Source organism: Variovorax sp. 01N425, from assembly GCF_056399465.1.
In genome coordinates this window covers 57555-84356 of sequence record NZ_JBFTRJ010000013.1, presented here as the reverse complement: position 1 = coordinate 84356, position 26802 = coordinate 57555, and the positions used below count along the sequence as shown (strand labels likewise).

Below are 26802 nucleotides of genomic sequence, written 5' to 3'. Positions count from 1 at the left end.
GCCGACATGAAACATTTCGACCAACCCGCTACCCGCGAGCCGCTGGACTTTGCGCGGCTCGTGCCTGCGCTGCGCGCAGCCTTCGCGGCCGAGGCGCAGGTGCCGCCGCGCCATGTGCACGCCATCGAGACCGCCGGCGCCGACAAGGGCACCGTGCTCATCATGCCGGCGTGGAGCGACGCGGGCTTTCTGGGCATCAAGACCATCAACATCTTTCCGGGCAACAGCGCGCGCGGCCTGCCCGGGCTGCATGCGACCTATGTGCTGTACGACGCGCGCACCGGCGTGCCGCTGGCCATGATGGACGGCAACGAACTCACCGCGCGCCGCACGGCCGCGGCATCGGCGCTGGGTGCCTCGTTCCTGGCGCGCGCCGATGCGCGCCGCCTGCTGGTGCTGGGCACCGGCCGCGTCGCGCGGCTGCTGCCCGCTGCGCATGCGAGCGTGCGGCCCATCGACGAGGTGCTCGTGTGGAACCACCGGCCCGAAGGCGCCCAGGCGCTGGCCGCGCAATGGCGTGCCGAAGGGTTCAACGCCCAGGCCGCCACGGACCTCGAAGCGGCCGTGCGCCAGGCCGACATCGTGAGCTGCGCCACCCTGGCCACCGCGCCGCTGGTGCGCGGCGAATGGCTGGCGCCGGGCTCGCACCTGGACCTGATCGGCAGCTTCACGCCCGCCATGCGCGAGGCCGACGTGCGCTGCTTCGAGGGTGCGCGCACCTTCGTCGACACCACCGAGGCGCTGCAGAAGGCCGGCGAGCTGCTCGACGCCATCGCGGCCGGCACGCTGCGCGCCGATGAGGTGCAAGGCACGCTGGCCGCACTCTGCCGGGGCGAATGCGCGGGCCGCACGGGCCGCGAAGAGCGCACCGTCTTCAAGGCCGTGGGCAGCGCGCTCGAAGACCTGGCGGCCGCCACGCTGGTCTGGCAGCACGCCGAATCGAAGCCGGCCTAAGGCTTAAGGCCTAGAAAACCGCGGCCGCGGCGCAGAGGGAAGCTCGCTTACCGACAGTCACATACGTCATGCAGCGGATGGCACGCCTCTTGCGCCAACGCTAACCTGATGCCCATACCCAAAGGCCAGGAGGCCCGCCCCATGCTCACCATCTTCCAGAAAGCCACCATCCTCAGCAAAGCCGGTTTCGAGGTGCCCGCCTGTCCGGCCGAGGATGCCTCGGCCGGTGCGGTGCCCCAGAAGATGCACGACTGGGCCAAGGCCATCGAGACGCTGTACGTCAGCTACGTGGCGGCCCGCGCGGCCAAGAGCCTGCGGGATGCCGAGGAATCGCGCCAGACCGACATGCTGCGGCGGCTCTCGCTGAGCGCCTGGGCCGCCTGACAGGCAGGCTCGGCCGCCCGCTCCACGCCCGAGCCGCGTCAGCGCTCAACCGAAAGTGAACGCGTAGGCCTGCGCGCCGGCGTCGAGAAACTCGATCTCGAACAGCCGCTCCCGGCTGCCCTCCGCCTGCCGCACCAGTTGGTACAGCTTCTGTGCATCGATCACGCCGTAGCCCTGTGCGTCGGTGTCGGAACCGTGGTCCGCGAGCGGCGGCTTTCCATCCACCAGCACCCTGAAGCGCACCGGCTTGCGGTTGGCCGCCGGGCCCAGCACCAGGTGCAGGTCGCGCGCCTGGAAGCGATAGGCGATGCGGCCGTTGGCGCCGTTCAGCACGGCGCGTTCGGCCTCCACCGTCCAGTCGCCGGCCAGCGACCACTGGTTGGTGCGCAGCGCCGAGGCCGCGGGCTGGTAGGCCTTCGCACGGTCCCGCGCGATGCCCCCGGGCGAGGCAAAGCCGTGCGCACGCTCGTGGCCCAGGTAGGTTTCGCCGGAGAGCGCCGGCTCGGCGCCGGGCGCGGCCTGGGTACCCTGACCGAGCGGCGCCACCAGCCCGGCGGCGATGCGGGTCTGGCCCGCCTCGGCCAGCAGCTGCTGGATCACCTGCTCGGCCTTGTCGTAGCGGTTCTCGCCGAACTGGTGGTGGCGGATGCGGCCCTCGGCATCGATGAAATAGAACGCGGGCCAGGCCTGGTTGTCGAAGCCGCGCCAGATCGCGAAGTCGTTGTCCAGCGCCACCGGAAAGCCGATGCCCAGGTCCTTGACGGCCTTGCGCACGTTGGCCGGCTGCTTCTCGAACGCGAACTCCGGCGAATGCACGCCGATGACCACCAGCCCCGCGTCCTTGTACTTCTCGGCCCATGCACGAAGGTAGGGCAGCGTGCGCAGGCAATTGATGCACGAGTAGGTCCAGAAGTCGACCAGCACCACCTTGCCGCGCAGGGCCTCGGGCGCGAGCGGCGCGGAGTTGATCCATTCGGTGGCGCCGGCCAAGGAGGGAAAGCGGCCTTCGACCCTGAGCTCGCGCGCGGGCGGCGGGGCCGTGCGATCGTCCGACACGCGCACGAGGCCCGCGTCTTCGCGCAGCGCGACCGGTTCCGGCTGCGGCTTGCCTGGCTTGATCCTGTCCACCAGCGCCTGCTCCAGCGCCGACGTGGTGCCCACCGACAGGCGGGCGAGCAAGCCGGTGTCCAGCCCGAGCGCAATGGCGCCCACGCCCACCAGCACGGCCGCGCCGGCGGCGCGCCGCACCCATTCGCCGGTATGCAGCGAACGCTTCATGACAGAGAGAAGCCGCCCGCCGAACAGCAGCGCGGCCGCGAGCGAGGTGCAGGCGCCGGCCGCATAGGCCAGCAGCAGCAGCGAGGTGCCGACGCTCGCGCCATTGAGCGCCGCGCCCGTCAGGATCAGGCCGAGGATCGGCCCCGCGCACGGCGCCCAGAGCAGGCCCGTGCCCACGCCCAGCAGCAGCGGCGAGAACCCGGATGCAGGCGCCGCGCCATCGCTGCCGCGCGGCTCGGACATGCGGACGCCCAGCGCCACCAGCGGCCGGCCGAGGCGCTCGGCCACGCTGGGGAACAGCAGGCCGAGGCCGAACAGCGCGAGCAGCGCGATGGCGCCAAGGCGCCCGTATTCGTTGAGCGTGACGATCCAGCCGCCGCCCACCGCCGCCAGCGTGGCCACGGCGGCAAAGGCCAGCGCCATGCCGAGCAGCATCGGCAGGCCGTGCGAGCCGAACGGCCGGTCGGCGCGCGCAAACACGAAGGGCAGCACCGGCAGGATGCAGGGGCTCAGGATGGTGAGCACCCCGCCCAGGTAGGCAATGAAGAGGATGAGCATGATTCAGTCCTGGAGGTTGGTGCGCGCCGGAGCGGCCAGCGCGAGCCGGGCCTCGAGCCCGCCTTCGGTGCGGTTCTTCAGCGTGAGCTCGGCGCCCATGGCCATGGCCAGCTGGTGCGCAATGGCCAGGCCCAGCCCGGTGCCGCCGGTGCTGCGGTTGCGCGAACTCTCGACGCGGTAGAAAGGCTTGAGCACGGCGTCGAGCTCGTCCGGCGGAATGCCGGGGCCGTTGTCGAGCACGCTCAGCACCAGCCGGCCGTCTTCTTCGGCATGCACGCGCAGGCGCACCTCGCTGCCGAACTTGAGCGCGTTGTCGATCAGGTTCATCAGGATGCGGCGCAGCGCATGCGGGCGGCTCACGATCGGCGCGCCGGCCTTGCCTTCGAGCCGCACCTGCTGGCCCACGTCTTCGTAGTCGGCCACCATGCTTTCGAGCAGTGCATCGGCATCGATGCGCAGCGGCGGCTCCGCTGCGCCGTGGAGCGTGCGCGCGTAGGTCACGCCTTCGCGCACCAGCGAGTGCATGGCGTCGAGGTCCTGGCGGAATTTCTCGCGGTCGTGCGCGTCGTCCATCAGGTCGGTGCGCAGCCGCATCCGCGTGATGGGCGTCTGCAGGTCGTGCGAGATGGCCGCGAGGATCTCGACGCGCTCGGACATGTAGCCCGCAATGCGCTGCTGCATGGCGTTGAAGGCGCGCGCCGCATGCGCCACTTCGGTGGGGCCCTCTTCCGCGAGCGTGCGGCCCTTGAGGTCGGGCCCGAGCCGGTCGGCCGCCTCGGAAAGCTGCGCGAGCGGCCGCGTCACCAGCCGCACCGCATACCAGGCGCACACGGCCAGCACCACCAGCTGGGCCGCAAGCAGCCACATCACCCAGCCCGACACCGGCATGCCCACGCGCATTGCATGGACGACCACGGAAGACCCGTCGCCCAGGCGCACCTGGATCTGCAGGCCCTCCGGCGGCCAGGCCACCTCGCCGACCTTGACGACCTGGAACGGGCGCATCGCGTCGACGATGGCCGCGGCAAACTGCCGCGACTGCGGCGAGCCGGGCTCGGTGCCCTCTGCACTGCCGCCCAGCACGAAGCGGTAGTTGCGCCGCTCCAGCCGGTCGAGCCAGCCGGCGCGCTCGGCCGCGGGCAGGCGGTCGAGGATGGCGACCGAGCTCGCGATGTCGCGCTCGATGCCGATCATCATCAGCTCGCGCAGCGCCATGTTCCGCTCGTAGCGGATCGCCGCGAAGGTGAGCAGCTGCGCAATCGCCAGGCCCACCACGATGATCAGCGTCACGCGGGAGAACAGCGAGCCGGGCAGCAGCCGGCGCCAGCCGCGCACAGCGCCGGCCAGGTTCGCGGGAGGATTCGCGGGAGTGGACATGGACACCTTCTTCTTCGTTCATGCGGCGCGGCCGTGCACGCCGCCGCTGGCTCACACCAGGTGGATGGAAACGTCGATATTGCCGCGGGTGGCCTTCGAATAGGGGCAGGTCTGGTGCGCCGCGTCCGTCAGGGCCTGCGCCACTTCGCGGTCCAGGCCCGGCAGGCTCACATTCAGCCGCGCCTGCAGGAAGTATTCGCTGCCCGCCGTGCCCAGGTCGACTTCGGCATCGACGGCCAGGTCGGGCGGCAATGCGACCTTCATCCTGCCCGCCGCCTTGCCCATGGCGCCGATGAAGCAGGCCGACCAGCCGGCCGCGAACAGCTGCTCCGGGTTGGTGCCGCTGCCGGCGCTGCCGGGCGACGAGAGCTTGATGTCCAGGCGGCCGTCGGAGCTGCGCGCCTCGCCGTCGCGGCCACCCGAAGAGGTGCTGGTCTTGCCGGTGTAGAGAACTTTTTCGATGCGGGTCATGGTGGTTTCCTTGGGTGGGTTGGTTCGGGAACGCACGGATTGTTGAGCCGCCTTCCCCCTGCCCGCGCAGATTGCGTATGCCTGTGTACGGCGCCCGCCGCGCCAGATACTTGCGAATACAAAACCGCCGGCCGGCGGCGGGCGGGCGGCTACATTGCGGCTGCGGCGCGCTTTCCGCACCCACCCTTTTTTGCTCACTGCCATGACGCCAAAGACCTCCGACCACATCCTCATCGTCGACGACGACCGGGAAATCCGCGAACTGCTCACCACCTACCTGGTGAAGAACGGCTTGCGCGTGGTCGCGGTGCCCACCGGCCGCCACATGCGCGCCGCGCTCGAGGAGTCGGGCCCGTTCGACCTGATCATCCTCGACCTGATGCTGCCCGGCGAAGACGGGCTCACGCTGTGCCGCGACCTGCGCACCGGCAAGTACAAGGCCACGCCCATCCTGATGCTGACCGCGCGCAGCGAGGAGGCCGACCGCATCCTGGGCCTGGAGATGGGCGCCGACGACTATCTGGCCAAGCCTTTTTCCGCACGCGAGCTGCTCGCGCGCCTGCGCGCCGTGATGCGCCGCACGCGCATGCTGCCGCCGAACATGGGCGCGGTCGAACCCTCGCAGAAACTGAGCTTCGGCGAATGGCAGGTCGACACGGTGGCGCGCCACCTGATCGACGACAGCGGCGTCATGGTGGCGCTGAGCGGCGCCGAATACCGGCTGCTGCGCGTGTTCCTCGACCATCCGCAGAAGGTGCTGAGCCGCGACCAGCTGCTCAGCCTCACCCAGGGCCGCGAGGCCGAGCTCTTCGAGCGCTCCATCGACCTGCTCGTGAGCCGGCTGCGCCAGCGGCTGCGCGACGATGCGCGCGAGCCCCGCTACATCAAGACCGTGCGCAGCGAAGGCTATGTGCTCGCTTCGGCCGTCGAAGCCATGAACTGACCGGCTCGGTATTCATTCCGCTTGACCTCAAGTTAGGTTGAGGCTGCACATTGCGCAGCATGAACCATGACCCGAAAACCTCCGCCCGCGTCGCAGAGGCGCTCCAGATCCATCGAAGCATTGCCGCATGCCATGCGTACCTTGCGCGCAGTGACGATGCCCACGCGCTGACGGCCACGCTGATGCTGCCTTGCTACCGCGCCGAGTTCGAGCGGCTGGTGCTCGCGATGTCTGCCGCCGAGACGAACGAACTGATGTCGCGGCTTCCCATCGGCGAGGAGCGGCAGTCCCTCAGTCTTCCGCGCGCCTGATCACGAGGCGGCGGGCGCCGGGCCCTTCCGACGACAGCTTGTCGGCCGGGTTGCGCAGGCGGCAGCGGTCGATCGACAGGCAGCCGCAGCCGATGCAGTCGTCCAGCGTGTCGCGCAGCTTCTTGAGCTGGGCCATGCGTTCGTCCAGCTCGGCGCGCCAGCCGGCCGAAAGCCGCGCCCAGTCTGCGCGGCTGGGCGCGGCCGAGGTGGGCAGCGTGGCCAGCGCATCGGCGATGTCGGCCAGCGCAATGCCCACGCGCTGCGCGACGCGGATGAACGCCACGCGCCGGAGCACGTCTCGCCCATAGCGGCGATGGTTGCTGGGCGCCCGGTGGCTCGCGATGAGCCCCTTGGATTCGTAGAAATGAAGGGTGGACACCGGCACCCCGCTGCGGTGCGCGACCTCGCCCACAGACAGCGTGGCCGGAAAATCGTGCGGTGGCTCTGCTGGCTTGGATTTCATCGAGACCTCTCAACCTCGACTTTAGTTGAGGTCCGAAGGTCTCGTTCTCACTCGACCGTGGCGCCGGAAGCCTTGACGATGCCGGCCCAGAGCGCGCTTTCCTTCGCGATGAGGGCGGCGTATTCGGCCGGGCCGCCGAGCAGCGGCACCGCGCCTTCCACGCCCAGGCGCGACTGGAATTCGGCGCTGCCCGCCACCTGCAGCATCTGCGCCGAAAGCTCCTTCACGAAGGCATCGGGCGTGCCGCGCGGCGCGAGGATGCCGTAGGTCAGCGTGCTCTCGAAGCCTGCGAGCTCGCGCAGGCCCGACTCGGCCACGGTGGGCACCTCGGGCAGCGAAGGCAGGCGCTTGGCGCCCGTGACCGCAACGGCGCGCAGCCGGCCGCCCTTGACCAGCGCGAGCGCAGGCGGAACGACGCTGAACATCATCTGCACCTGCCCGCCCGCCAGGTCGGTGAGGCCGGGGTTGGTGCCCTTGTAGGGAATGTGATTGATGCGCGTGCCGGTGCGCTCTGCAAAGAGCTCGCCGGTCAGGTGGCCGCCGGTGCCGCTGCCGCTCGAGGCGTAGTCGAGCAGGCCCGGCCGCGCCTTGGCCTCGGCCACCAGATCGGCCACGGTGCGCACCTTCGATGCGGCGGGCACCACCAGCACCAGTGCGGACGAAGCGAACATGGCCACCGGCAGCAGGTCCTTGCGCGCGTCGAACTTCAGGCCCTTGTAGAGCGCCGGGTTGATCGACACGGTGCCGGTGTGGCCCAGCAGCAGCGTGCTGCCGTCGGGCGCGCTGCGCACCACCTGCTCGGTGCCGAGGTTGCCGCCCGCGCCGGGCTTGTTGTCGACGATGACGCCCTGCTTGCGCAGCTCGCCCAGGCCCTTGGCCATCTGGCGCGCGAACACGTCGTTGCCGCCGCCGGCCGCAAAGGGCACGACGATGCGGATCGGCCGGGTGTCGGGCTGCGCGTGCGCAGGCAGCCCTGCCGCCGCCAGCAGCCCCAGCAGCAGGCCGCGACGGGCGCGATCCATCAGACGCGTTCCAGGATCACGGCAATGCCCTGGCCCACGCCGATGCACATGGTGCACAGCGCATAGCGGCCGCCGCCCTTGTGCAGCTGGTTGACCGCGGTGGTGGCCAGGCGCGCACCGCTGGCACCCAGCGGGTGGCCGAGCGCAATGGCGCCGCCGTTGATGTTGACGCGCGGGTCGTTGTCCTGCAGGCCCAGCAGGCGCAGCACGGCAAGGCCTTGCGCCGCGAAGGCTTCGTTGAGCTCGATCACGTCGAGCTGGTCGAGCGTGAGGCCGGTGAGCGCCAGCACCTTCTGCGTGGCGGGCGCCGGGCCGATGCCCATCACGCGCGGCGCCACGCCGGCGGTGGCCATGCCGACCACGCGGGCGCGCGGCGTCAAGCCATGCTTGGCGGCGCCGGCTTCGTCGGCCAGCAGCAGCGCGCAAGCGCCGTCGTTCACGCCGCTGGCGTTGCCGGCCGTCACGGTGCCGTCGGGGCGCACCACGCCCTTGAGCCTGGCGAGCGATTCGAGGCTGGTTTCGCGCGGATGCTCGTCCTTGTTGACGATGATGGCGTCGCCCTTTTTCTGCGGCACGGTCACGGGCACGATTTCGGCGTCGAAGAAGCCGGACTTCTGCGAGGCCACGGCGCGCAGCTGCGAGTTGAGCGCCATCAGGTCCTGCGCCTCGCGCTCGATCTTGTAGTCGGTGGCCACGTTCTCGGCCGTCTCGGGCATGGAGTCGACGCCGTACTGCGCCTTCATGAGCTTGTTGACGAAGCGCCAGCCGATGGTGGTGTCGTACACCGCGTTGTTGCGGCTGAAGGCGCTCTCGGCCTTGGGCATGACGAAGGGCGCGCGGCTCATGCTTTCGACGCCGCCGGCAATCATGAGGCCGGCTTCACCGGCGCGGATGGCGCGCGCCGCGGTGCCCAGCGCATCGAGGCCCGAGCCGCACAGGCGGTTGATGGTGCCGCCGCCGATTTCGAGCGGCAGGCCCGCGAGCAGCGCCGACATGCGCGCGACGTTGCGGTTGTCTTCGCCGGCCTGGTTGGCGCAGCCGTAGAGCACGTCGCTCACGGCCTGCCAGTCGACGTTCTTGTTGCGTTCCATCAGCGCCTTGAGCGGCACGGCGCCCAGGTCGTCGGTGCGCACGCTGCTGAGCGAACCGCCGTAGCGGCCGAAGGGGGTGCGAACGGCGTCGCAGATGAAGGCTTGGTTGGTCATGTGAGTTGTCTCCAGAATGGAAGTGAACGGGTCAGGCGGCGATCGGCAGGCCGACCAGCTTTTCGAGCTCTTCGCGGCTGAGGCCCTCGACCAGGTCGACGAGCTTCAGGCCCTCGGGCGTGCATTCGAGCGTGGCCAGGTCGGAGTACACGCGCTTGACGCAGGCGATGCCGGTCAGCGGATAGCTGCATTCCTGCACCAGCTTGCTCGCGCCCTGCTTGGTCAGCAGGTCCATCATGACCCAGGTCTGCTTGGCGCCGATGGCCAGGTCCATGGCGCCGCCGACTGCCGGAATGGCGTCTTTCTCGCCCGTGTGCCAGTTGGCCAGGTCGCCCGTGGCCGACACCTGGAACGCGCCGAGCACGCAGATGTCGAGGTGGCCGCCGCGCATCATCGCGAAGCTGTCGGCATGGTGGAAGAACGAGCCGCCCGGCAGCAGCGTGACGGGCTGCTTGCCGGCGTTGATGAGGTCGTAGTCCTCTTCGCCGGCCTCGGGCGCGGGGCCCATGCCGAGGATGCCGTTCTCGCTCTGCAGGATGACCTCGCGGCCCTTGGGCAGGTGGTTGGCCACCAGCGTGGGCTGGCCGATGCCCAGGTTGACGACGGCGCCGTCGAAGATGTCCTGCGCCACGCGGGCGGCGAGCTGGTCCTTGGTGCGACGTTGGTAGGTTGTCATGGTCATGCTGCCTTCTTGAAACCGCCGGCCTGGGTGGCCACGCGTTCGATGCGCACCACCTGGTGCACGAAGATGCCCGGGGTCACGACGGTCTCGGGGTCGAGGGTGCCGAGCTCGGCGATGTCGTGCACGGTGGCAATGGTCTTCTTCGCGGCCATGGCCATCACCGGGCCGAAGTTGCGCGCGGCCTTGCGGTAGACCAGGTTGCCCCAGCGGTCGCCGCGCTCGGCCTTGATGAGTGCCACGTCGCCGTGGATCGGGTATTCGAGCACGTACTGCTTGCCGTCGATCTCGCGCGTTTCGCGGTTGCCCGCGAGCTGCGTGCCGTAGCCCGTGGGGCAGAAGAAGGCGCCAATGCCGGCGCCCGCGGCGCGGATGCGCTCGGCCAGGTTGCCCTGGGGCACCAGTTCGAGTTCGATCTTGCCGCTGCGGTAGAGCCCGTCGAACACCTGGCTGTCGGCCTGGCGCGGAAAGCTGCAGATGATCTTGCGCACGCGGCCGGCCTTGAGCAGCGCGGCCAGGCCGGTTTCGCCGTTGCCGGCATTGTTGTTGACGACGGTGAGGTCCTTGGCGCCCTGCTCGACGAGGCCGTCGATGAGTTCGCCGGGAATGCCGGCGGTGCCGAAACCGCCGATGAGAACCGTGGCGCCGTCTGGGATGCCTGCCAGGGCATCGGCGACCGAGCGCGCGATCTTGTTGATCATGAAGCCTGTCTCCGGGAATGAGGAAAGAAAGAGAAATCGAACCGTGCGAACGACCTGCCCCAACCATCCGACCAGACCGGGCCGATTCCGTGTTTTTGCGAATCGCCGATTTGTTCGTATAAAGAACATTTGTTCGTATAATGAATTCTAAAGAGGATCGTTCCACATGGCAACCCATACCCCGCAAACAGAGACGCCCGCCCCCGGCGACAGCTACGTGCAGTCGTTCGCGCGCGGGCTCCAGGTGATCCGCTCGTTCAGCGAAAGCGCGCCGCGCCAGACGCTCAGCGAGGTGGCGGCCGCCAGCGGCCTCACGCGGGCGGGCGCGCGGCGCATCCTGCTCACGCTGCAGACGCTGGGCTACGTGGTGAGCGACGGCAAGCTCTTCACGCTCACGCCGCGCATCCTCGACCTGGGCTTTGCATATCTCTCTTCAATGCCGATCTGGAACCGCGCCGAGCCCGTGATGGAAGCGCTGGTGCAGCAGGTGCAGGAGTCGTGCTCGGCCGCGGTGCTGGACGCCACCGACATCGTCTACGTGATGCGCGTGCCCACCAAGAAGATCATGCACATCAGCCTGGGCGTGGGCTCGCGGCTGCCGGCCTACTGCACCTCGCTCGGCCGGCTGCTGCTGGCCGACCTGGACGACGAAGAGGTGCGCGCGCGGCTCGAGGCCTCCGATCGCCAGGCGCTCACCAAGCACACCGTGACCGACGTGGACGCGCTCATGGCCAAGGTGGCGCAGGCGCGCAAGCAGCAGTGGTGCCTGGTGAACCAGGAGCTGGAAGAAGGCCTGATCTCCGTGGCCGCGCCCATCGTCAACCGCCAGGGCCGCATGGTGGCCGCGCTGAACATCAGCGGACAGGCCAATCGCACCAGCGCGAAGGTGATGCAGGAGACGATATTGCCGGCGCTGATGGATGCCGCGAAGAAGGTTTCAATACTGCTGTAAATAGAAGGCGGCCTCATCCAGCGCACCCGCGGAACGGGCTTTGCCCGGCCGCCGGGTGCGCCCCCCAGTGGGGGGAGGCGCCGAAGGCGCTTCGGGGGGCGTCCTAAGCTTCGGAGTGGATGCCCTTCATGATGATCACGCCGCCCAGCCGCGCCGTGTCGGCGCGCATGCGCTTGGCCAGCGCGTCGGGCGAACCGGGCTGCGCCTGCCAGCCGGTCTTCAGCAGCGCCTGGCTCACCTCGGGCGAGCCGAGCACCTCGGCCAGCGCGGCATTCAGCCTGGCGATGGCCGCCGGCTTCATGCCCGCGGGCGCGGCCAGCGCGGTCCAGATCTCGAGGTCGGCGCCGCGCACGTCGGCGTCGCGGATCGTGGGCAGCTCGCTGGCCAGCGGGCTGCGCTCGGGCGAGGTCACGCCAATGGCCTTGAGCTTGCCCGACTTCACATGCGGCATGGCCAGGCCCGGCGGCAGCAGCGCCAGCTGGATCTCGCCCGCCAGCAGGCCCGCAATGACCTGCGGATTGCCGGTATAGGGCTTGTGCTGCGCGGTGATGGCGGCCCGGCTCTTGAGCAGTTCCATGCCCAGGTGGCCCACGGTGCCCACGCCCGGCGTGCCGTACTTGCCAGCGCTGCCCAGGTTGCGCACCCACAGCAGTTGCTCCGCCGCCGTCTTGCCGGTGGCGTTGCCCGACACCGCCAGCACCAGCGGCGCGGTGCCGATCATGCCGACCGGCGCAAAGTCTTTCTCGGGGTCGAAGCTGAGTTTGGGATTGAGCAGCCTGGCAATGGTGAGATTGCCGTTGATCAGCGCGCCGATGGTGTGGTCGTCGGTCGCCTTGGCCACCTGGTCGGCCACCAGGTTGCCGCTGGCGCCGGGCTTGTTCTCGACCGTGACCGGCTGGCGCAGGATCTTCGACAGCGGCTCGGCAATGGCGCGCGCCGCCAGGTCGGGCGATGCGCCGGCGGGAAACCCCACGAGGATGCGAACGGGCTTGGTCGGCCAGGCGGCGTCGCCGCCGGCAGCGGCGGTACCGGCGCGCTGGGCCCACGATCCGGGTGCAAAAAGCGATGCGGCAACTGCTGCTGCGCCGCTTTCGAGCAAGCGGCGTTTGGTGATCTTCAAGATGGCTCCAGAAAGAGTGGGAGAGAGTCCGGCAACGTTGCTGACGTCGCACTTACAGAACGTTACAGGATCGTGCTGCATTGCGCAACCGTTGACCCTGTTGCGGGCACGCCCCGCGCCCCCGCCTCTGCCCCTCAGTCTGCGTCAGTTGAAGAGGCCCTGCTGCGTGGCCTGGTGCACCGCCTGGGTCCGCGACTTGACGGACAGCTTGCGGTAGATGTTCTTCGCGTGAAACTCGATGGTGTTGACCGAAAGCGACACGGCCTCGGCGATCTGCTGGTTGCTCCAGCCCTGGGCGATGAGGCGCAGCACCTTCAGCTCGCGCGGAGACAGCAGCGGCTTGCCTTCCGCCAGGCTCGCGGGCACGGGGTGGATGGCAATCGGCTTGGGCTGGGCGGAAGCAGCGAACAGGCCGAGGATGCGGCGCGCAATGCGTGAATCCACCGGCGCGCCGCCGCGTTCGATGGAGCGCAGCAGGAACGCGAGTTCGGCGTCGTCGGCCTCGGTCAGCACGTAGCCCACCGCACCCGCGGCAATGGCGGCGCCCACCAGGCCGTCATCGTCGGTTTCCGACATGGCGATGGCGTCGATGTGCGGATAGGCCATGCGCACGTGGCGGATCAATGCCGCGCCATCGCCATCCGGCCCGTCCATGCCCACGAGCACGAGGCTGAAGGCCTGCGTGGCCAGCATGAAGCGGGCCTCGGCCTGCGTCGACGCGGCCGCCAGCTCCAGGCCGGGCGCCACCGTGGCAAGGATGCGCCGCATGCGCTCCGACACGCCCCGGCTGCCCTCGACAACGAGGGCGCCACCACGCATGCCGGCAACAGGGCTGCCGGCGGATATCTCATTGGCCACGCGCACTTCCTTTCGGCCGCACAAGGCGTGCCGAGATTGATCTTTGGCTTGAACATTGCATGAACGATGCCCGGCCAAGGAGGCCGGCGTGGCGCCCGGCGCTTCGACGCATGCAGGCACTCCGATCTTCATTGGCGAAGCGGCTGCGGGCCCGCTTTTCAGAGGCTCGGAAAGGGCGGCTGGAACGGCTGTTTTGGGGCCCTGCGTTACGTATTTGCCACAGTGCCTGTTACGTAACACGCCCCTCGGCCACACAGGTTGGAAGCGGTCAATTCGAGTGTCCGCACTGTGTCCGAAGGTTACTCCCCCACTTACAATCCCTGCCGCATCATTCCTTCCCCCTACCAGGTCTCGTCCGCAATGCCCAAGAGCCCCCTGCCGCGCACGCGCTTTCGCTTTTCTCCCACCGTGCGTGCCCTGCTCCTGGCCACCGCCTGTGGCATGGCATTGCCGGTGCTCGCCGCCATTGAGCACGACGAGGTCGACCGGCTCATGCAGGCCGGCAAGCTCGACGAGGCCATGACGCGCGCCGATGCCTTCCTGAAGGACAAGCCCAAGGACCCGCAGATGCGCTTCCTCAAGGGCGTGATCCAGCTCGACACCGGCAAGCGCGCCGAAGCCATTGCCGCCTTCACCCAGCTCACGCAGGACGCACCCGAACTGCCCGAGCCCTACAACAACCTCGCCGTCATCTACGCGAGCCAGAACCAGTTCGACAAGGCGCGCAGCGCGCTCGAAAGCGCGATTCGCACCAACCCGAGCTATGCCACCGCGCAAGAGAACCTCGGCGACGTGTATGCGCGGCTGGCCAGCCAGGCCTACAGCAAGGCGCTGCAGCTCGACCAGAACAACACCGCCGTGCAGCCCAAGCTCGCGGTGATCCGCACCCTGTTCACGCCTGCGCCGGCCGGCGGCAAGCCATCCGCCGTTGTCGCGGCGGCAGCGCCAGAGGCCACGCTCCGCGCGGCACCGGCTGCGAAGGCTGCGGCACCTGCTGCGGCACCCGCGCCCGTCGCCAAGGCGCCCGCCGCTCCGGCGCCCGCGCCCACACCTGCGCCGGCTCCCGTCAAGGCAGCAGCGGCCCCCGCACCAGCGCCCGCAGCACCGCCGCCGCCCACCGTGGTGGCCAAGGCACCCGAGGCTGCGCCGGTGCCGGCGGCGCCCGCGCCAGCACCGGCTGCGGCGCCCTCTTCCACCTCCACCGCCGAAGTCGAATCGGCCGTGCGCGGATGGGCTGCCGCATGGGCCGGCCAGGACATGGACCGCTACCTTGCCGCCTACGGCGCCGACTTCAACCCCGGCGGCGGACAAAGCCGCAAGAGCTGGGAAGAAGAACGCCGCGCGCGCATCGTCGGCAAGTCGAGCATCAGCGTGAACATCGAGAACCTCGTGATCAGCGTCAACGGGCAGGCCGCAACCGCCAAGTTCCGCCAGATCTACCGCGCCGACAACCTCAACATCTCGAGCCGCAAGACGCTCGAGCTGCAACGCGCCGGCAACCAGTGGCACATCCGCAAGGAAAGCGTCGGCGGCTAGTGGCAGACATCGTCCGGCGCGGCCGGCTTCGGAAGCCTGCGCTGCGGCGCGGCGCGAACATGCTTGCCGCGCTCATGGCGGCATCGGCCCTGCTGCTGGCAACGCACGGCACGGCAGCGGCCGCATCGACCAAGTCCGCGAGCGCCAAGACCAGCGGCACCAAGGCCAACAAGGCTTCCGCCAGCCGTCCGGCCGCCAGGGAAGCCAAGGCCAGGACGGCAAGAAAGGCTTCCGCGGCAGAGGCAAGAACCGCCGCCGCAGCCAAGGGCGCCCCGCGCAGCAAGGCGGCAGCCGCTTCTGCTTCTTCTTCTGCAGCCTTGCAGCAGGCCAGCAGCGCCGAAGCCCGCCTGATCGCGGTCTACGAACTGTTCGGACGCGGCCAGCCGCGTCCCGCGCTGGCCAAGGCCCGCGACCTGGTGCGGGACTATCCCAACTTCCAGCTCGCGCAGCTCGTCTACGCCGACCTGCTCGCCACGCAGGTGCCCCCCGCGCACGCCTTTTCCGACGCCACCGGCATCGGACGGCTGCGCAGCGACCCGGCCATGGCCGATTTGCGCGAAGAGTCCCGCCGGCGCCTGCAGGCCCTGCGCGAAAGGCCGCCGGCCGGCACCGTGCCTTCGCAGTTCCTGGCGCTGTCCACGCGCAGCCGCTACGCCATTGCGGTCGACGCCTCGCGCTCTCGGCTCTACCTGCTCGAGAACTCCGACAAGGGCCTGCAGCTGGTGGCCGACTACTACGTGTCGGTCGGCAAGTCGGGCATCGGCAAGGCCACCGAGGGCGACGCGCGCACGCCGCTGGGCGTTTACTACGTCACCAGCAGCCTCGACCCCAAGTCGCTGCGCGACTTCTACGGCGCCGGCGCGCTGCCCATCAACTACCCCAACCCCTACGACGTGCGGCGCGGCAAGACCGGCAGCGGCATCTGGCTGCACGGCACCCCGCCCCAGCAGTTCTCGCGCGCGCCGCTCGCGAGCGACGGCTGCGTCGTCATGGCCAACCCCGACCTCAAGCAGCTGCTGCGCAAGGTGCAGATCGGCGCCACCCCCGTGGTCACCGCGTCCAGCCTGCAGTGGATTGCGCGCCCCCAAGCCGAAAAAGAGGCCCAGACCTTCACCAGCGCAATTTCTGCCTGGAAAGATGCCCGAGCCAATGGCAATGAAGCGCAATTGAAGAAATTCTATTTGCCCGATTTCCAGCGCAGCAGCGGCAACAAGAAAAACACCGACGGCTTTTCGGTGCTCCACGACGAAGTGGAATATGCCCAAGGCAAACGCGTGCAGTTCAAGGACGTGTCCTTCCTGCATTGGCGCGACGGCGACGACACCATGGTCGCCACCTTCGGCGAAGTCTTCGAAGGCGAGAAAAGCGGGCGCACCCGGCGCCAATACTGGCTGCGCCAAGGCAGCGAGTGGAAGCTTTTCCACGAAGAAATCCTCGGCTGAGACCCTCCCGGCTGAGGGGTAGGTACCCCAAAGGTGTGACTTTTTGCACAAGAGATGCACCTATCTTGGGCGTTACAACTACCGTTACACACCCCTGCTACGTAACACGTAACGACTTTGTTCCCGTAACAAACGCCGTTTGAATGTTCCCAAGGAACGTAACGTTGTTCACCCATTCATGGGATGCGTACACACCGTGTCAGAGGGAAAAATGTGTCTCAGGACTGTTACTCCTGCTCCCAAGCGGAGGCTTCCTGAGGACGGCAAGGGGTTGGCCGCCTTCCTGCTTAGACCATATGGCCTAGCACAGGAAAGCCTCGAACCCACGGGTTACTGTTGTTGATACACGGAGTTACGCTGTATAACATCCACCTGGCCAGCCTCACTTGTTAACACTTTTTTAAGGGGAAATCATGCTTCGCTCTATTACTCGTTTTCTGCGCGATGAAGAAGGTGCTACTGCAGTTGAATATGGAATTATTGCCGGGCTAATGGCCATGATTCTTATTGCTGTTTTTGGCACGGATGAGACCAAGGGCTTAGGCGCAATTCTCAAAGGAATTTTTGACGGCATCGGGGCGAAGGTCACACCCTGAGAATTTGCAGTGGCTCATTTGTGGCTGATTTGGTTGTTGCTCGTTATGGTGTACGACGCTCGACACCGCCGCGTGCCCAATTGGTTGGTTTTGGGCGGCGCGGCGGCTGCTTTAAGCGGTCTATTTATGAATGCACAACCTTTCGGCATCAAATGGGACGAAGCGCTGATCGGCGCGACAGTAGGAATTAGCTGTCTGCTGCCCTTCTACGCAACGGGACTCATGGGAGCAGGCGACGTTAAGTTCGCCGGTGCACTCGGACTGTGGGCAGGTCTATCTGCATTACTCCCGATTTGGATCATCAGTAGTGCCCTTGCCAGCCTGCATGCCGCGCTCTGGCTGATTCTTCAGCGCTGGCCCATTTCCCCTCGGCTTGCGCTCGTGCTTTTCGGACGGTCCCTGTCGTCGGAGGGGAGCTCGTCGCCGACCCGGGTTCGCTTTATTCCTTATGCGGCCTATCTCGCGCTGGCTGCCGCGGTGTGGATGGTTTGGGGTCGACAGGGTAGCTAGTCGCTCCGCCGCCACGAGCTGTTCATCGATAGCTCTCGAATCGCTCCTCTCTCGACACGCCCCATGATCAATCTGACCAAAGTTATCGCCGCCATCCTCGTGCTCTTGGCCCTCGCGCTCGGCGGCTATGCATGGATGCTCAGCCGCCAGCCCCCACCGCCGGTCGTGGTCGCCCCCTCCGCAGCCGCTCCCGGCAAGACGGTCCAAGCCCAGACCTTCGCCGTGGTTGTCGCGGCCAAGCCGCTGCCTGCGGGCCAGGCGATTCCTGCCGACGCACTTCGTATCGAGCGCCTGACGATCAATCCCGTGGGCGCGTTCCAGGAGACTGCGCCGCTCGCAGGACGTGTGCCCGTCATCGACCTGGGCGAAGGTTCGCCACTTCTCCAAAGCCAACTCGTTTCGGGTCTGGCCCTGCGCGTTGCCGAAGGCGAGCGTGCGATTGCCATCAAGGCCGACGAGACCATGGGCGTGGGCAACAAGGTCCAGCCCGGCGACTTTGTCGACGTATTTCTGATGCTCAAGTCCGACGGCAAGGACGTCGACCGCAGCCAGGCGCGCCTGCTCCTGTCGCGCAAGCGCGTGCTGGCCTATGGCAGTGCTTCCGTCGATGGCCTGCCTTCCAAGATGGACAAGAACGGTGCCGCGCAGCAACAGCGCGTCGAGGCTGCTCGTACCGCGGTGCTTGCGGTGCCGGTGGACGACATCAACCGGCTCACGCTCGCCGAGAACAGCGGCCGTTTGCTGCTGGCGCTGCGCAACCCGACCGACATGTCGGAACCCGACCCAAAGCTTTTTGCCGAACTGCCCACCGCCCTGCAGCCGCCTCCGCTGAAAGCCGGCGAACCGCGCCGCCCACCGCTTGAAGGCCTGGACCGCGCGCAGGCTGGCGTCACCACGGCCGACTTCGTGACCGGCGGCAAGCCGGGCGTCTTGCGTGCGCCGGCCGTCGCTTCTGCGCGGGCTCCGACGACTGGCACCGGCGAGCCCCGTGGCGGACTCAAGGTCGAAGTCATTCGCGGCGACCGCAGCGAAACCATCAATTACTGATCAGCAAACAAGTGGCACGCCCGTGCACGCCACGCAGGAATCGAACACCATGACGATCGCCCTTCGCGCGAAAACAGCCGGTCCGGCACATCCTCTGCGTCCAACGCTCGCGGTGCTGTGCCTGCTGGCCCAGGGGGCGTGGCCTGTGGCGGCCACAGCGGCCGATGCAACAGAGGCTGCATCTGCCCGTCCTGCGCTGCAACTGCGGATCGACGCCGGCACGCAAAAGGAATTGCTGATCAGCAAGGGCATCGAGCGCATGGCCATTGCTGACGAAACGGTCGCCGGTGTCTCGCTCACCCGCCAATCGCCCAACTCGCCAGCTGCACGCCTCATCGTCACCGGCAAGGCCGCGGGCCGGACCACGCTCATGATCTGGGAAAAAGGCCAGCCGGCCGCCACGGTCTACGCGCTCGAAGTCCGTCGCCGCGCCTCCACGCTCTCCGGATCGCTCAACAGCATGGACGCGCACCAGGAAGCCCGTGACGCAGCCATGGCCGCCGGCGGAGAAAAGTCGGCCTTGCTCGACCGATCCGTTGTCAATGTGCGAAGCAGCACCGTGCAGGTGGAAGTGAAGATCGTCGAGTTCAACCGCAGCGTGCTCAAGCAGGCCGGCCTCAACATCTTCAGTACGCGCGCCAACTCCAACGGCTTCAGTTTCGGCGTTTTCACGCCGTCGTCGCTGCGTTCTGCAACGTTCGGAAGTGACGGATCGATTGGCGGCGAACACAACAACCCGCTCGCACAGGCATTCAGCTTGCTGTTCAACTTCAGCAAAGCCGGTATTGGCCTGAATGTCGGTTTCCTCGAAGGCAACGGCATGGCCCGCGTGCTTGCCGAGCCCACGCTGGTGGCGCTCTCGGGCCAGAGCGCGAGCTTCCTGGCCGGCGGCGAACTGCCCGTGCCCGCGCCCCAGGGCCTCGGCACCACGAGCATCGAATACAAGCCCTTCGGCATCGGCCTCACGCTCACGCCCACGGTGCTGTCGAACGAGCGCATCGTGCTCAAGGTGGCGCCCGAGGCCAGCGACCTGGACTACACCAACTCGCTCAGCATCGGCGGTGTCGCGGTGCCCGCGATCAGCACGCGCCGCGCCGACACCACGGTGGAACTGGGCGACGGCGAGAGCTTCATCATTGGCGGGCTCGTGAGCCGCACCACGACATCGAACGCCGACAAGGTTCCGCTGCTCGGCGACATCCCGGTGCTCGGAACCTTCTTCAAGCAGAACAAGTACCAGATGAGCGAGAAGGAGCTGGTGATCCTTGTCACGCCGCATCTGGTGAAGCCCATTGCGCGTGGCACGGATCTGAGTCCGTACCTGCCGGGTGGCGCCGAACAACGCGATGGCCCCGTGTGGCGCGCACATCTGCTGGGGCCGGCCTCGGGCACGACGGTGCCGGGCTTCTCGCGTTGACCGAACCGAACCACGCAAAGCCCTTGGCCGACGCCATGAATGCCCCACGCGACAGCCTTCCTGAAATTGGTGTGGAGACCTATCTCTTCGCATCGCCGAACAGCGGCCACATCACATGGCTGAGCGACGCGCTCAACCAATTGGGCGCAGTGGTGATCCTTCCCTCCGAAGCCAAGTCGATCGACGAGCGAATTGCCATGCTCAGTCCGGCGGCCGTCTTTCTCGATTTCTCGGGCGACCACGCCGCTGCAGCAGGCGAACTCCATCAGCGCCTCAAGCGTGAATGGCCGACGCTGCCGGTGCTGGCAACGGGCGTTTCGGCCGAGCCAGCTTCCATGCTTGCCGCACTGCGTGCCGGCGTGGACGATTTCGTCGACATGAGCGCACCGCCGACCGATGCAATCAACACACTGCGCAAGCTGGTCGATCGTCAAGGCAGCCTGCAAAGCCATGCCCGCGGATGCACGCTTGCGCTGCTTGGTGCGAGGCCCGGCATTGGCGTGACCACGCTCGCGGCCAGCCTGGCGCTGATGCTCAACGACCAGCCGTCCCAAACGGCCGCACCTTCTCAGAGCCGCAACACGCGCCGCGGCGTGGCGTTGCTCGACCTTGGACTGCCGGCCCGCGACGGTCTTCTGTATCTGGACACCCAGAGCGGCTTCAGTTTTGTCGATGGCGTGCGCAGCCTGCGCCGTCTCGACCAGACGCTGCTGCACACCGCATTGGCCCATCACACGAGCGGCGTGGCCGTGCTGCCGCTGCCCGCGAGCCTTGCGCAAGTGCGCGAGATCTCGCATGCCGATTCGATGGCACTGATCAAGCGGCTTGGCGATTTCTTCGATTTCCAGATTGCTGACCTTGGGGGTTTTTCGACGCTTGATTTCGTCGCACAGACCGTGAAGGTTGCCCAGCACAGCTGGGTGGTGTGCGACCAGAGCATTGGCGCGATCGTCTCCACCGCGAACATGCTCAAGGAACTGCGCACCCGCGGCATCGACACCGATCGCCTGTCGCTCGTGGTCAACAAATTCGACAGCCATGTGGGACTGCCGGCGAAGGACATTGCCGACCGGCTCGAACTGCGGCTGCACCATGTGTTGCCCGCACGCAGCACGCAACTGTTGGCGGCCGCAAGCCGCGGCGAGATGCTGGTGCGCACCGCGCGCAGCGACGCGTATTCACAAGCCGTGGCCGCCCTCGCACGCGGGCTGAACCAGCAATACACGTCCGACGCAGGCGAGCCGCCGACCAGGGAGTCCAGCTGGGCCGCTCGAATGTCGCAAATTGCCGGCTTCTGGAAAAGCTCTAGTCAAGGTTGAAACGCCTCTATGTCCAACGATCTCGAATTCGCCGACGATGACCAGGCGTTCGTCAATTCCCAGCAGTTTCAAGACATCAAGAGCTGGACGCATGACCATCTCTTGAGCCGCATCGAAGAGCTGGGGGCGGAGTTTGGCCGCTGGTCGCGCGCCTCGATCCAACAGTTTGTCGAACTGGAAGTCGACAGCTTCGTCCGGCTGCGCCGCGTACCGATCAACAACCGTGAGATGCAGCTCATCTCCGACGCGTTGACCAAGGAGCTTGCAGGCTTCGGGCCGCTGGAAGACTTGCTCAACGACCCGGCCGTCGAAGATATTTTGATCAACGGCTACCAGAACGTGTACGTGTCGCGCCACGGCATGCTGGAGCGCGAGACCGTGCGATTTGCCGACGCAGAGCACGTGATGCGCATCGTGCGCCGCATCCTCGCGCCGCTCGGCCGCCGGCTCGACGAATCCAACCCGATGGTCGATGCACGCCTGCCCGATGGCGGCCGAATCAACGTGATCATCGAGCCGCTGGCCATCGACGGACTTTCGGTCTCGATCCGCAAGTTCCGCAAGGAGCCGCTCACGCCGGCCGATCTGGTGAAGCTCGGCACCTTCGACGCTGGCATGGCGCAGTTGCTGGAGATTGCCGTGCGTGCGCGCTGCAACATCCTTGTGAGCGGCGGCACCAGCTCGGGCAAGACATCGCTGCTCAACGCGCTTGCCACCTTCATCCCCGCGCGCGAGCGCGTCATCACCATCGAAGACACGGCGGAGCTTTCGCTGGGCACCAGCCATGTCGTGAGGCTGGAAAGCCGCCCTGGCGGCTTCGATGGCACGGGCGTGGTGTCCATCCGCGACCTGCTGCGCAACAGCCTGCGCATGCGGCCCGATCGGATCATCGTGGGAGAAGTGCGCGGCGCCGAAGTGATCGAGATGATGCAGGCGATGAACACGGGCCATGAAGGCTCGATGGGCACCATCCACGCGAGTTCGCCGCGCGAATGCCTTTACCGCCTTGAAATGCTCGCGGGTTTTGCGGGCTACCAGGGCAGCGAAGTGAGCCTGCGCCGGCAGATTGCCAATGCCATCGATTTCATCGTGCAGATCGGGCGCCTTTCGAATGGGCAGCGCCGCATCCTTTCATTGAGCGAAGTCACCGGCGTCAACGACAACGTGGTCGCAATGCAGGAACTCTACCGCTTCGAGCCGATCACGTCGCCCGACGGCGAGGAGCGAGATCGCTGGGTGTCGCTGGGCATTGCGCCGCATTCACCCAAGATCACACGCTTCCGCCAGTCGCTGGCACGAGGCCAGCAGGGAGACAACCGTGGCTAAGGTCCTGCTGACGGTGGCTTGCATCGCGCTGCTGCTTGCAGCCGCGGGGCTGCTGCTGTGGCAATGGGCAAAGGGGCGCCAGGCACGGCAGGCGGCGGCACGCCACTTGGACCAGCAGATCCTGGCCAGCACGGCGGCTGCAGTGCAAACGCCGATGCCCTTGCGGGATTTGCCGAGCGACGCGCTCATGACCGACCCGTGGCTCGAGACCGAGGCAAGTGCCGCGGCTTCTGAACCTGCGGGGCTTCTTGAGAAAGCCATGCCCGATTGGCTGATTGGCGTGATCGAGCCGCGCACAGTCGTACTGGGCTTCGTCGCCATCGTGGTGCTGGTGGCTCTTGCTGGTCTGTTTGGCGGCTGGATCGCAGCGCTGAGTGCGCTCACCTTGTTGACACTGCTCGCGGTCTTCGCGATCTGGCTGCGGCTTCAGAAGTCCCGACGCAAGCTCGTGAGCCAGTTGCCCGGCTACATTGACGCGATGGTGCGGCTGATCACCATCGGCAACTCCACGCAAGCAGCCTTCCAGCTGGCGATTGCCACCACGGAAGCTCCGGTGCGTGGTCACCTGGAACGCTCGGCCTCGCTGGTGCGCGCGGGCATGGATCTGGATCGCGCACTGCATCAAACAGCCAGCAGTGTCCGCGTCGAAGAGATGTTCCTATTGGCCTCCATCCTCGGTCTGGGTGTGCGTTATGGCGGACGCTCCGACCTATTGTTGGAACGCGTGGCCAATTTCATGCGCGACCGCGATCAGGCGGAGCACGAATTGATCGCCATGTCGTCCGAGACTCGACTCTCCGCTTGGATCCTCGGGTTGCTGCCCCTAGGCGTGGGAGCCTTCCTGATCATGACCAATCCCAGTTACTTCTTGGGAATGTGGAAGGACGGCACAGGCCACACACTGATCTTCGCTGCTGCAGGTCTTCAACTATTCGGTGCGGTGCTCCTTTACCGCTTGGCGAGACTGACATGACGTTCACGCCCAACCAACTTGCGATCTTCAGCCTGACGTTGCTGGCATTGGGACTGATGACCGGCGCTTGCGCACTGGTTGTGATCGAGTTGAGGCGCGCGCGCAGCGGGAAGGTCATTGGCCGAGCAATTCAACAAGTTGTAGTGGCCTCGAATGAATCGATGACTTCCGTTATTGATTCATCATTAGAAGAGCCGAGTACCTCAGCAAAATCCGATATCGAACTACCGTTTCACTGGCTCGATTCGCGATTTGGCCGGGCACTAGTGGCGGACGAAGATCGCAACCTCATAGACCAGTGTGGCCTATCCTCAAAGCGAGCGCAGCTGACTTTCCTTATAACCCGCGTCATGCTCGCATTGCTCCTTCCGTTTCTGATCTACGTGATATGGAGTCCAGGATATGCACAGCGCACCATCGTCATCGTGCTGGCAATTGGTTTCGCCCTGGGTTTCATGGGGCCCAAATGGGCGCTCGGCCGTTTTGCCGCCGCGCGGCGCGAGCGCGCAGTGCAGGAACTCCCGCTCTTCATTGATCTTTTGCGGTTGCTGCAAGGGGTAGGACTGAGCCTGGACCAAAGTCTGCAGATCATGGCCAGTGACTTCTCGCATGTACTGCGCGTGCTCGGCTACGAACTGACGCTGGCCAACAACCAATACAGCCGGGGCCGGAGTCGCGAGCATTCGCTACAACGCCTTGCAACGCTGCACAAGAATGAAAATCTCCGCGGACTCGTGTCACTGCTTGTACAGGTCGACAAACATGGCGGTGCCTTGCAGGAGCCACTACGTATCTTCAGCGACCGGCTGCGCGAACACCGGCGTTCTGAAATGAAGGAACGCATCGGGAAGATCACGGTGAAGATGACCGTCGTCATGGTAACAACGCTGCTGCCGGCGCTGGTCATCGTCACGGCAGGACCGGGCTTCATTGCGATTTTTCGTTCATTGGGGGCCATCGCCAAATGAAAACGCTCGAACTCTTCATACGCTCTAGCAGTGCTCGCTGCGTACTGGCAATCACAGCCATTGGTGCTGCATCGCTCGCTATCACCGGTTGTGCCGGCCTCAAAGACCAGTATGCTGCCAGCACCGATGCGCAACAACGCTTGGCTGCCGAGATGGCTGCGGACACCAAGGCCGGAGCCTCCGTCGACACCCAAGCCACCTATCTGAAGCTCGTCGAGCAGATGCAGAAGGAAGACCTCTGGTTTGCATCACTCGCGCACATCGGCGCTCTTGAACAGCGTTGGGGTGTGTCGCCCGAATCCACGCGGTTGCGCGCTGAAGCGCTGCGCCAGACCGGGCAAGCTGCACTCGCCGAAGCCGCCTACAAGCACCTATTGGGCACATCCATGGAGAGCGCAGGCTACCGAGGACTGGGCCTGTTGGCAGGTACACGCGGTAACTTCACCGAGGCGGTGCAGTTGCTTGCGCAGGCGCAACGCCGTACGCCGACCGACGCACTACTGCTGAGCGACCTAGGCTACGCGCACCTGCGCGCCGGCCAGATCGAAGAGGCGCGACTGCCATTGATGCAGGCCCTCCAGCTACGCCCCGACAGTACGCAAGCACAAGCCAACCTCGCGCTCTATCTGGAAGTGATCAATCAACGAGATCGGGCAACCGCCCTGATGGACGCGAACCGCATGTCCGAGACAACACGCTTGGCTGTGCGCGAAGCAGCGCTGCAGATGCTTGCACCAGGCGCATCAAGCAGCTTGGCTGCGCCCATCACCCCCTCGGTGCGGATCTCCACCACCGCACTGGGCTCCGCATCTAGCGGTGCATCTGCATTCATCAACAACGAGCCCATTGCTGAACCACTTGCGCTCAAGCGGTCACGATGGTCCGGTTCGGGCGGCGCACGCACCGCCGGTCTGCCGAATCCAGCCTCGGCGAATCCAGCTGGGTCCCTGTCACCGAATTCTTCGATCTCACGAGGTATCCAATGAAAAACGAGCGCCCCTCTCTTGCGAAGCCGTCCATGTTCTGCTTCGCCACCATGCTGATGCTCGTCACGACCGGCGTGCTGGCACAAGAGATCAAAACCACCACATCTGAAGAAACACCGATCTCCGGCCTCCAGGCCAGAACATCACCATCGTCTCCCAAAATCGCGGCCGGTGTGCAGGCAGCGGGGCCTACACAAGCTCAAGGCCAAGACGAAATGAGCCCCGCGGATGCAGAACTTGCATATGCACCAGTCCAAGTCGGAGACGCGACACAGAGTCTCTTCGCATGGCAACGCGGCGGTGAAATCTCATCCGCCACATCGCGTCCCATCGCCGGCGCCGTCGCAAATCGTAGCTACGACCGCTATTTGAAGAGCTTCGAGTTTCCGATACCGGAGCGAATGTCTTCTTCGGTGAAGTCGACGAGTGGCGGAGGTGGAAGTTCTGGCAGGTAGTTCTCAATTCTGTATAGAACGATCCGTTCATGAGAGCCGCAACCCTCTGCATGGTCGCCGCCCGTCGCCAACGCGGCGTGTATGCAATCGAATACGCCTTCGTTTTCTTGTTTTTCTTCGCTCTGATATATACCGTCATCTGCTATGCGATGGTATTTGCCTTCCGATTTGGTCTACAAAATGCGGCTGAAGACGGAGCAAGAGCGGCACTCCGGTATCAGAAGGATTTGCCTGCTAGGCAGGCCAAAGCAAAAGAGGTCGCGTGCACCCGTACGCTAGGCTGGCTTCCTGCTGCAACGTGCCCAATTTCAGCCGATTCGTCGCTTCAAATTATCCCCGTCGTTGAAAAAGCAGGAACCGATTGTGGGCCCACCTGGGATATGCGCTGTCAAATTGTAGTCACCGTCACCTTCAGTAATTTGAATTCGGTGCTTCCTCCATTTCCTGGATTTGCAATACCCACAAAATTGACAGCCGAGGCCCGCCTATTGCTGGACGGAAGATCCCTATGAGCCGAAAAATCTTCCAAAAAAGAAGGCGTAGCAAACAACAGACTCAGCAACTGGGGGTTGCGGCTATTGAATTTGCATTTATTTTTGTGGCAATTTTTCTATTTCTCTATTGCATTGCCACTTTTGGAGTCGTATTTTATACACAGCACATCCTAACTCGTGCCGCAGAAAATGGGGCACGAGTGGTATCAATGTACTCACAGTCAACGCCGACTGAGTTGCAATCCAGAATTGAAAGCGCCGTGCGTGAATCGCTTGGCCCTTTATTGCAGGAGGTCTCGGACACGCCACAAGTCGTCCTAGGCACCCCTGTGATTGTGACCGTCCGCTACGCATATCGAAGTAAACCAATCTTACCTGTGCTCCCACTTATCAGTGCGTGGGTCCCCGAGTTTCTTCAAGGTCGAGCTGTCGCAGCTTCATCTGCACCACTGTAGGA

The 26802-nt window shown here is 65.9% G+C and carries 29 protein-coding genes; 19 read left to right on the top strand and 10 right to left on the bottom strand.

Translation table 11 applies throughout. From position 1 onward, the window contains the following. The first annotated feature begins 6 nt into the window (after positions 1 to 6). Positions 7 to 954 carry a bifunctional Delta(1)-pyrroline-2-carboxylate/Delta(1)-piperideine-2-carboxylate reductase gene (gene lhpI, locus AC1DSC_RS22745; RefSeq protein ID WP_436287944.1) on the top strand — a complete coding sequence of 316 codons (948 nt, stop codon included), beginning with the start codon at positions 7 to 9 and terminating at the stop codon, positions 952 to 954. A 141-nt stretch (positions 955 to 1095) separates the two neighbouring features. Next, the gene (locus tag AC1DSC_RS22740; RefSeq protein ID WP_436287945.1) at positions 1096 to 1338 is read left to right on the top strand and encodes a hypothetical protein; all 243 of its coding nucleotides are present in this window, start codon (positions 1096 to 1098) and stop codon (positions 1336 to 1338) included. 45 nt (positions 1339 to 1383) lie between these two features. Here the strand turns inward: AC1DSC_RS22740 and AC1DSC_RS22735 are convergent, their stop codons facing one another. Genes AC1DSC_RS22735 through AC1DSC_RS22725 form a run of 3 tightly spaced genes read right to left on the bottom strand, consistent with a single transcriptional unit; the run spans position 1384 to position 5022 of the window. Next, the gene (locus AC1DSC_RS22735; RefSeq protein WP_436287946.1) at positions 1384 to 3174 is read right to left on the bottom strand and encodes a cytochrome c biogenesis protein DipZ; all 1791 of its coding nucleotides are present in this window, start codon (positions 3172 to 3174) and stop codon (positions 1384 to 1386) included. A 3-nt stretch (positions 3175 to 3177) separates the two neighbouring features. Then, positions 3178 to 4551 (bottom strand): ATP-binding protein, encoded by a 1374-nt coding sequence (locus AC1DSC_RS22730; RefSeq protein WP_436287947.1) that lies wholly within the window; start codon positions 4549 to 4551, stop codon positions 3178 to 3180. Between the two features lie 51 nt (positions 4552 to 4602). Then, on the bottom strand, positions 4603 to 5022 hold the full coding sequence (locus AC1DSC_RS22725; RefSeq protein ID WP_436287948.1) for an organic hydroperoxide resistance protein: 420 nt from the start codon (positions 5020 to 5022) through the stop codon (positions 4603 to 4605). A 202-nt stretch (positions 5023 to 5224) separates the two neighbouring features. Between AC1DSC_RS22725 and AC1DSC_RS22720 the strand changes: the two genes are divergently transcribed. Beyond that, positions 5225 to 5965, top strand: coding sequence for a response regulator (locus AC1DSC_RS22720; RefSeq protein ID WP_026284240.1), 741 nt, complete (start codon positions 5225 to 5227; stop codon positions 5963 to 5965). 59 nt (positions 5966 to 6024) lie between these two features. Continuing rightward, complete coding sequence (locus AC1DSC_RS22715) at positions 6025 to 6276, top strand: hypothetical protein (RefSeq protein ID WP_436287949.1); 252 nt, start codon at positions 6025 to 6027, stop codon at positions 6274 to 6276. On the opposite strand, the gene soxR is transcribed toward AC1DSC_RS22715, so the two are convergent. The 5 genes from soxR to AC1DSC_RS22690 are packed head-to-tail and all read right to left on the bottom strand — an operon-like array spanning position 6257 to position 10346. After that, the gene (gene soxR, locus AC1DSC_RS22710) at positions 6257 to 6739 is read right to left on the bottom strand and encodes a redox-sensitive transcriptional activator SoxR (RefSeq protein WP_015867201.1); all 483 of its coding nucleotides are present in this window, start codon (positions 6737 to 6739) and stop codon (positions 6257 to 6259) included. The two genes, AC1DSC_RS22715 and soxR, sit on opposite strands and share 20 nt — an antisense overlap. A 47-nt stretch (positions 6740 to 6786) precedes the next feature. Further along, positions 6787 to 7761 (bottom strand): Bug family tripartite tricarboxylate transporter substrate binding protein, encoded by a 975-nt coding sequence (locus AC1DSC_RS22705; protein WP_436287950.1) that lies wholly within the window; start codon positions 7759 to 7761, stop codon positions 6787 to 6789. Further along, positions 7761 to 8966, bottom strand: coding sequence for a 3-oxoadipyl-CoA thiolase (pcaF, locus tag AC1DSC_RS22700; protein WP_436287951.1), 1206 nt, complete (start codon positions 8964 to 8966; stop codon positions 7761 to 7763). Before pcaF ends, AC1DSC_RS22705 begins: the two co-directional genes overlap by 1 nt. Before the next feature lie 31 nt (positions 8967 to 8997). Then, the gene (locus tag AC1DSC_RS22695; RefSeq protein WP_278875276.1) at positions 8998 to 9648 is read right to left on the bottom strand and encodes a 3-oxoacid CoA-transferase subunit B; all 651 of its coding nucleotides are present in this window, start codon (positions 9646 to 9648) and stop codon (positions 8998 to 9000) included. Continuing rightward, positions 9645 to 10346: a 3-oxoacid CoA-transferase subunit A gene (locus AC1DSC_RS22690; protein WP_015867205.1), complete on the bottom strand. Its 702-nt coding sequence runs from the start codon at positions 10344 to 10346 to the stop codon at positions 9645 to 9647. Before AC1DSC_RS22690 ends, AC1DSC_RS22695 begins: the two co-directional genes overlap by 4 nt. A gap of 166 nt (positions 10347 to 10512) precedes the next feature. Here AC1DSC_RS22690 and AC1DSC_RS22685 point away from each other — a divergent pair, with 166 nt between their 5' ends. Next, on the top strand, positions 10513 to 11298 hold the full coding sequence (locus AC1DSC_RS22685; RefSeq protein ID WP_436287952.1) for an IclR family transcriptional regulator domain-containing protein: 786 nt from the start codon (positions 10513 to 10515) through the stop codon (positions 11296 to 11298). 103 nt (positions 11299 to 11401) lie between these two features. On the opposite strand, the gene AC1DSC_RS22680 is transcribed toward AC1DSC_RS22685, so the two are convergent. Both AC1DSC_RS22680 and AC1DSC_RS22675 read right to left on the bottom strand, forming a co-directional pair. Next, entirely contained in the window at positions 11402 to 12418 is a 1017-nt protein-coding gene (locus AC1DSC_RS22680) for a Bug family tripartite tricarboxylate transporter substrate binding protein (protein ID WP_436287953.1), read from the bottom strand. 144 nt (positions 12419 to 12562) lie between these two features. After that, positions 12563 to 13276, bottom strand: a complete 714-nt coding sequence (locus tag AC1DSC_RS22675) for a helix-turn-helix transcriptional regulator (protein WP_436287954.1) — start codon at positions 13274 to 13276, stop codon at positions 12563 to 12565. A 360-nt stretch (positions 13277 to 13636) separates the two neighbouring features. Between AC1DSC_RS22675 and AC1DSC_RS22670 the strand changes: the two genes are divergently transcribed. From AC1DSC_RS22670 to AC1DSC_RS22605, 14 genes are all read left to right on the top strand, one after another. After that, a complete protein-coding gene (locus AC1DSC_RS22670) occupies positions 13637 to 14812 on the top strand; it encodes a tetratricopeptide repeat protein (protein WP_436287955.1) in 1176 nt (391 codons plus the stop codon). Beyond that, on the top strand, positions 14812 to 16254 hold the full coding sequence (locus AC1DSC_RS22665; protein ID WP_436287956.1) for a L,D-transpeptidase family protein: 1443 nt from the start codon (positions 14812 to 14814) through the stop codon (positions 16252 to 16254). Before AC1DSC_RS22670 ends, AC1DSC_RS22665 begins: the two co-directional genes overlap by 1 nt. Positions 16255 to 16667: 413 nt before the next feature. Continuing rightward, on the top strand, positions 16668 to 16850 hold the full coding sequence (locus AC1DSC_RS22660; RefSeq protein WP_436287957.1) for a Flp family type IVb pilin: 183 nt from the start codon (positions 16668 to 16670) through the stop codon (positions 16848 to 16850). 9 nt (positions 16851 to 16859) lie between these two features. Next, positions 16860 to 17360, top strand: coding sequence for an A24 family peptidase (locus AC1DSC_RS22655; RefSeq protein WP_436287958.1), 501 nt, complete (start codon positions 16860 to 16862; stop codon positions 17358 to 17360). A 63-nt stretch (positions 17361 to 17423) separates the two neighbouring features. Beyond that, a complete protein-coding gene (gene cpaB / locus AC1DSC_RS22650) occupies positions 17424 to 18407 on the top strand; it encodes a Flp pilus assembly protein CpaB (protein WP_436287959.1) in 984 nt (327 codons plus the stop codon). A 49-nt stretch (positions 18408 to 18456) separates the two neighbouring features. Then, positions 18457 to 19824 (top strand): type II and III secretion system protein family protein, encoded by a 1368-nt coding sequence (locus tag AC1DSC_RS22645; protein WP_436287960.1) that lies wholly within the window; start codon positions 18457 to 18459, stop codon positions 19822 to 19824. A gap of 23 nt (positions 19825 to 19847) precedes the next feature. Beyond that, positions 19848 to 21143: a CpaE/TadZ family protein gene (locus tag AC1DSC_RS22640; protein ID WP_436287961.1), complete on the top strand. Its 1296-nt coding sequence runs from the start codon at positions 19848 to 19850 to the stop codon at positions 21141 to 21143. Between the two features lie 9 nt (positions 21144 to 21152). After that, positions 21153 to 22469 (top strand): TadA family conjugal transfer-associated ATPase, encoded by a 1317-nt coding sequence (locus AC1DSC_RS22635; protein WP_018906831.1) that lies wholly within the window; start codon positions 21153 to 21155, stop codon positions 22467 to 22469. Then, complete coding sequence (locus tag AC1DSC_RS22630) at positions 22462 to 23442, top strand: type II secretion system F family protein (RefSeq protein WP_436287962.1); 981 nt, start codon at positions 22462 to 22464, stop codon at positions 23440 to 23442. The genes AC1DSC_RS22635 and AC1DSC_RS22630 overlap by 8 nt, the downstream gene beginning before the upstream one ends. Then, positions 23439 to 24410: a type II secretion system F family protein gene (locus AC1DSC_RS22625; RefSeq protein WP_436287963.1), complete on the top strand. Its 972-nt coding sequence runs from the start codon at positions 23439 to 23441 to the stop codon at positions 24408 to 24410. Before AC1DSC_RS22630 ends, AC1DSC_RS22625 begins: the two co-directional genes overlap by 4 nt. Then, positions 24407 to 25396, top strand: coding sequence for a tetratricopeptide repeat protein (locus tag AC1DSC_RS22620; protein ID WP_436287964.1), 990 nt, complete (start codon positions 24407 to 24409; stop codon positions 25394 to 25396). Before AC1DSC_RS22625 ends, AC1DSC_RS22620 begins: the two co-directional genes overlap by 4 nt. After that, complete coding sequence (locus AC1DSC_RS22615; protein ID WP_436287965.1) at positions 25393 to 25851, top strand: DUF3613 domain-containing protein; 459 nt, start codon at positions 25393 to 25395, stop codon at positions 25849 to 25851. Before AC1DSC_RS22620 ends, AC1DSC_RS22615 begins: the two co-directional genes overlap by 4 nt. Before the next feature lie 29 nt (positions 25852 to 25880). Beyond that, positions 25881 to 26363, top strand: coding sequence for a TadE/TadG family type IV pilus assembly protein (locus AC1DSC_RS22610; protein WP_436287966.1), 483 nt, complete (start codon positions 25881 to 25883; stop codon positions 26361 to 26363). Continuing rightward, the gene (locus AC1DSC_RS22605) at positions 26360 to 26800 is read left to right on the top strand and encodes a TadE/TadG family type IV pilus assembly protein (protein ID WP_436287967.1); all 441 of its coding nucleotides are present in this window, start codon (positions 26360 to 26362) and stop codon (positions 26798 to 26800) included. Before AC1DSC_RS22610 ends, AC1DSC_RS22605 begins: the two co-directional genes overlap by 4 nt. Positions 26801 to 26802 lie beyond the last annotated feature (2 nt).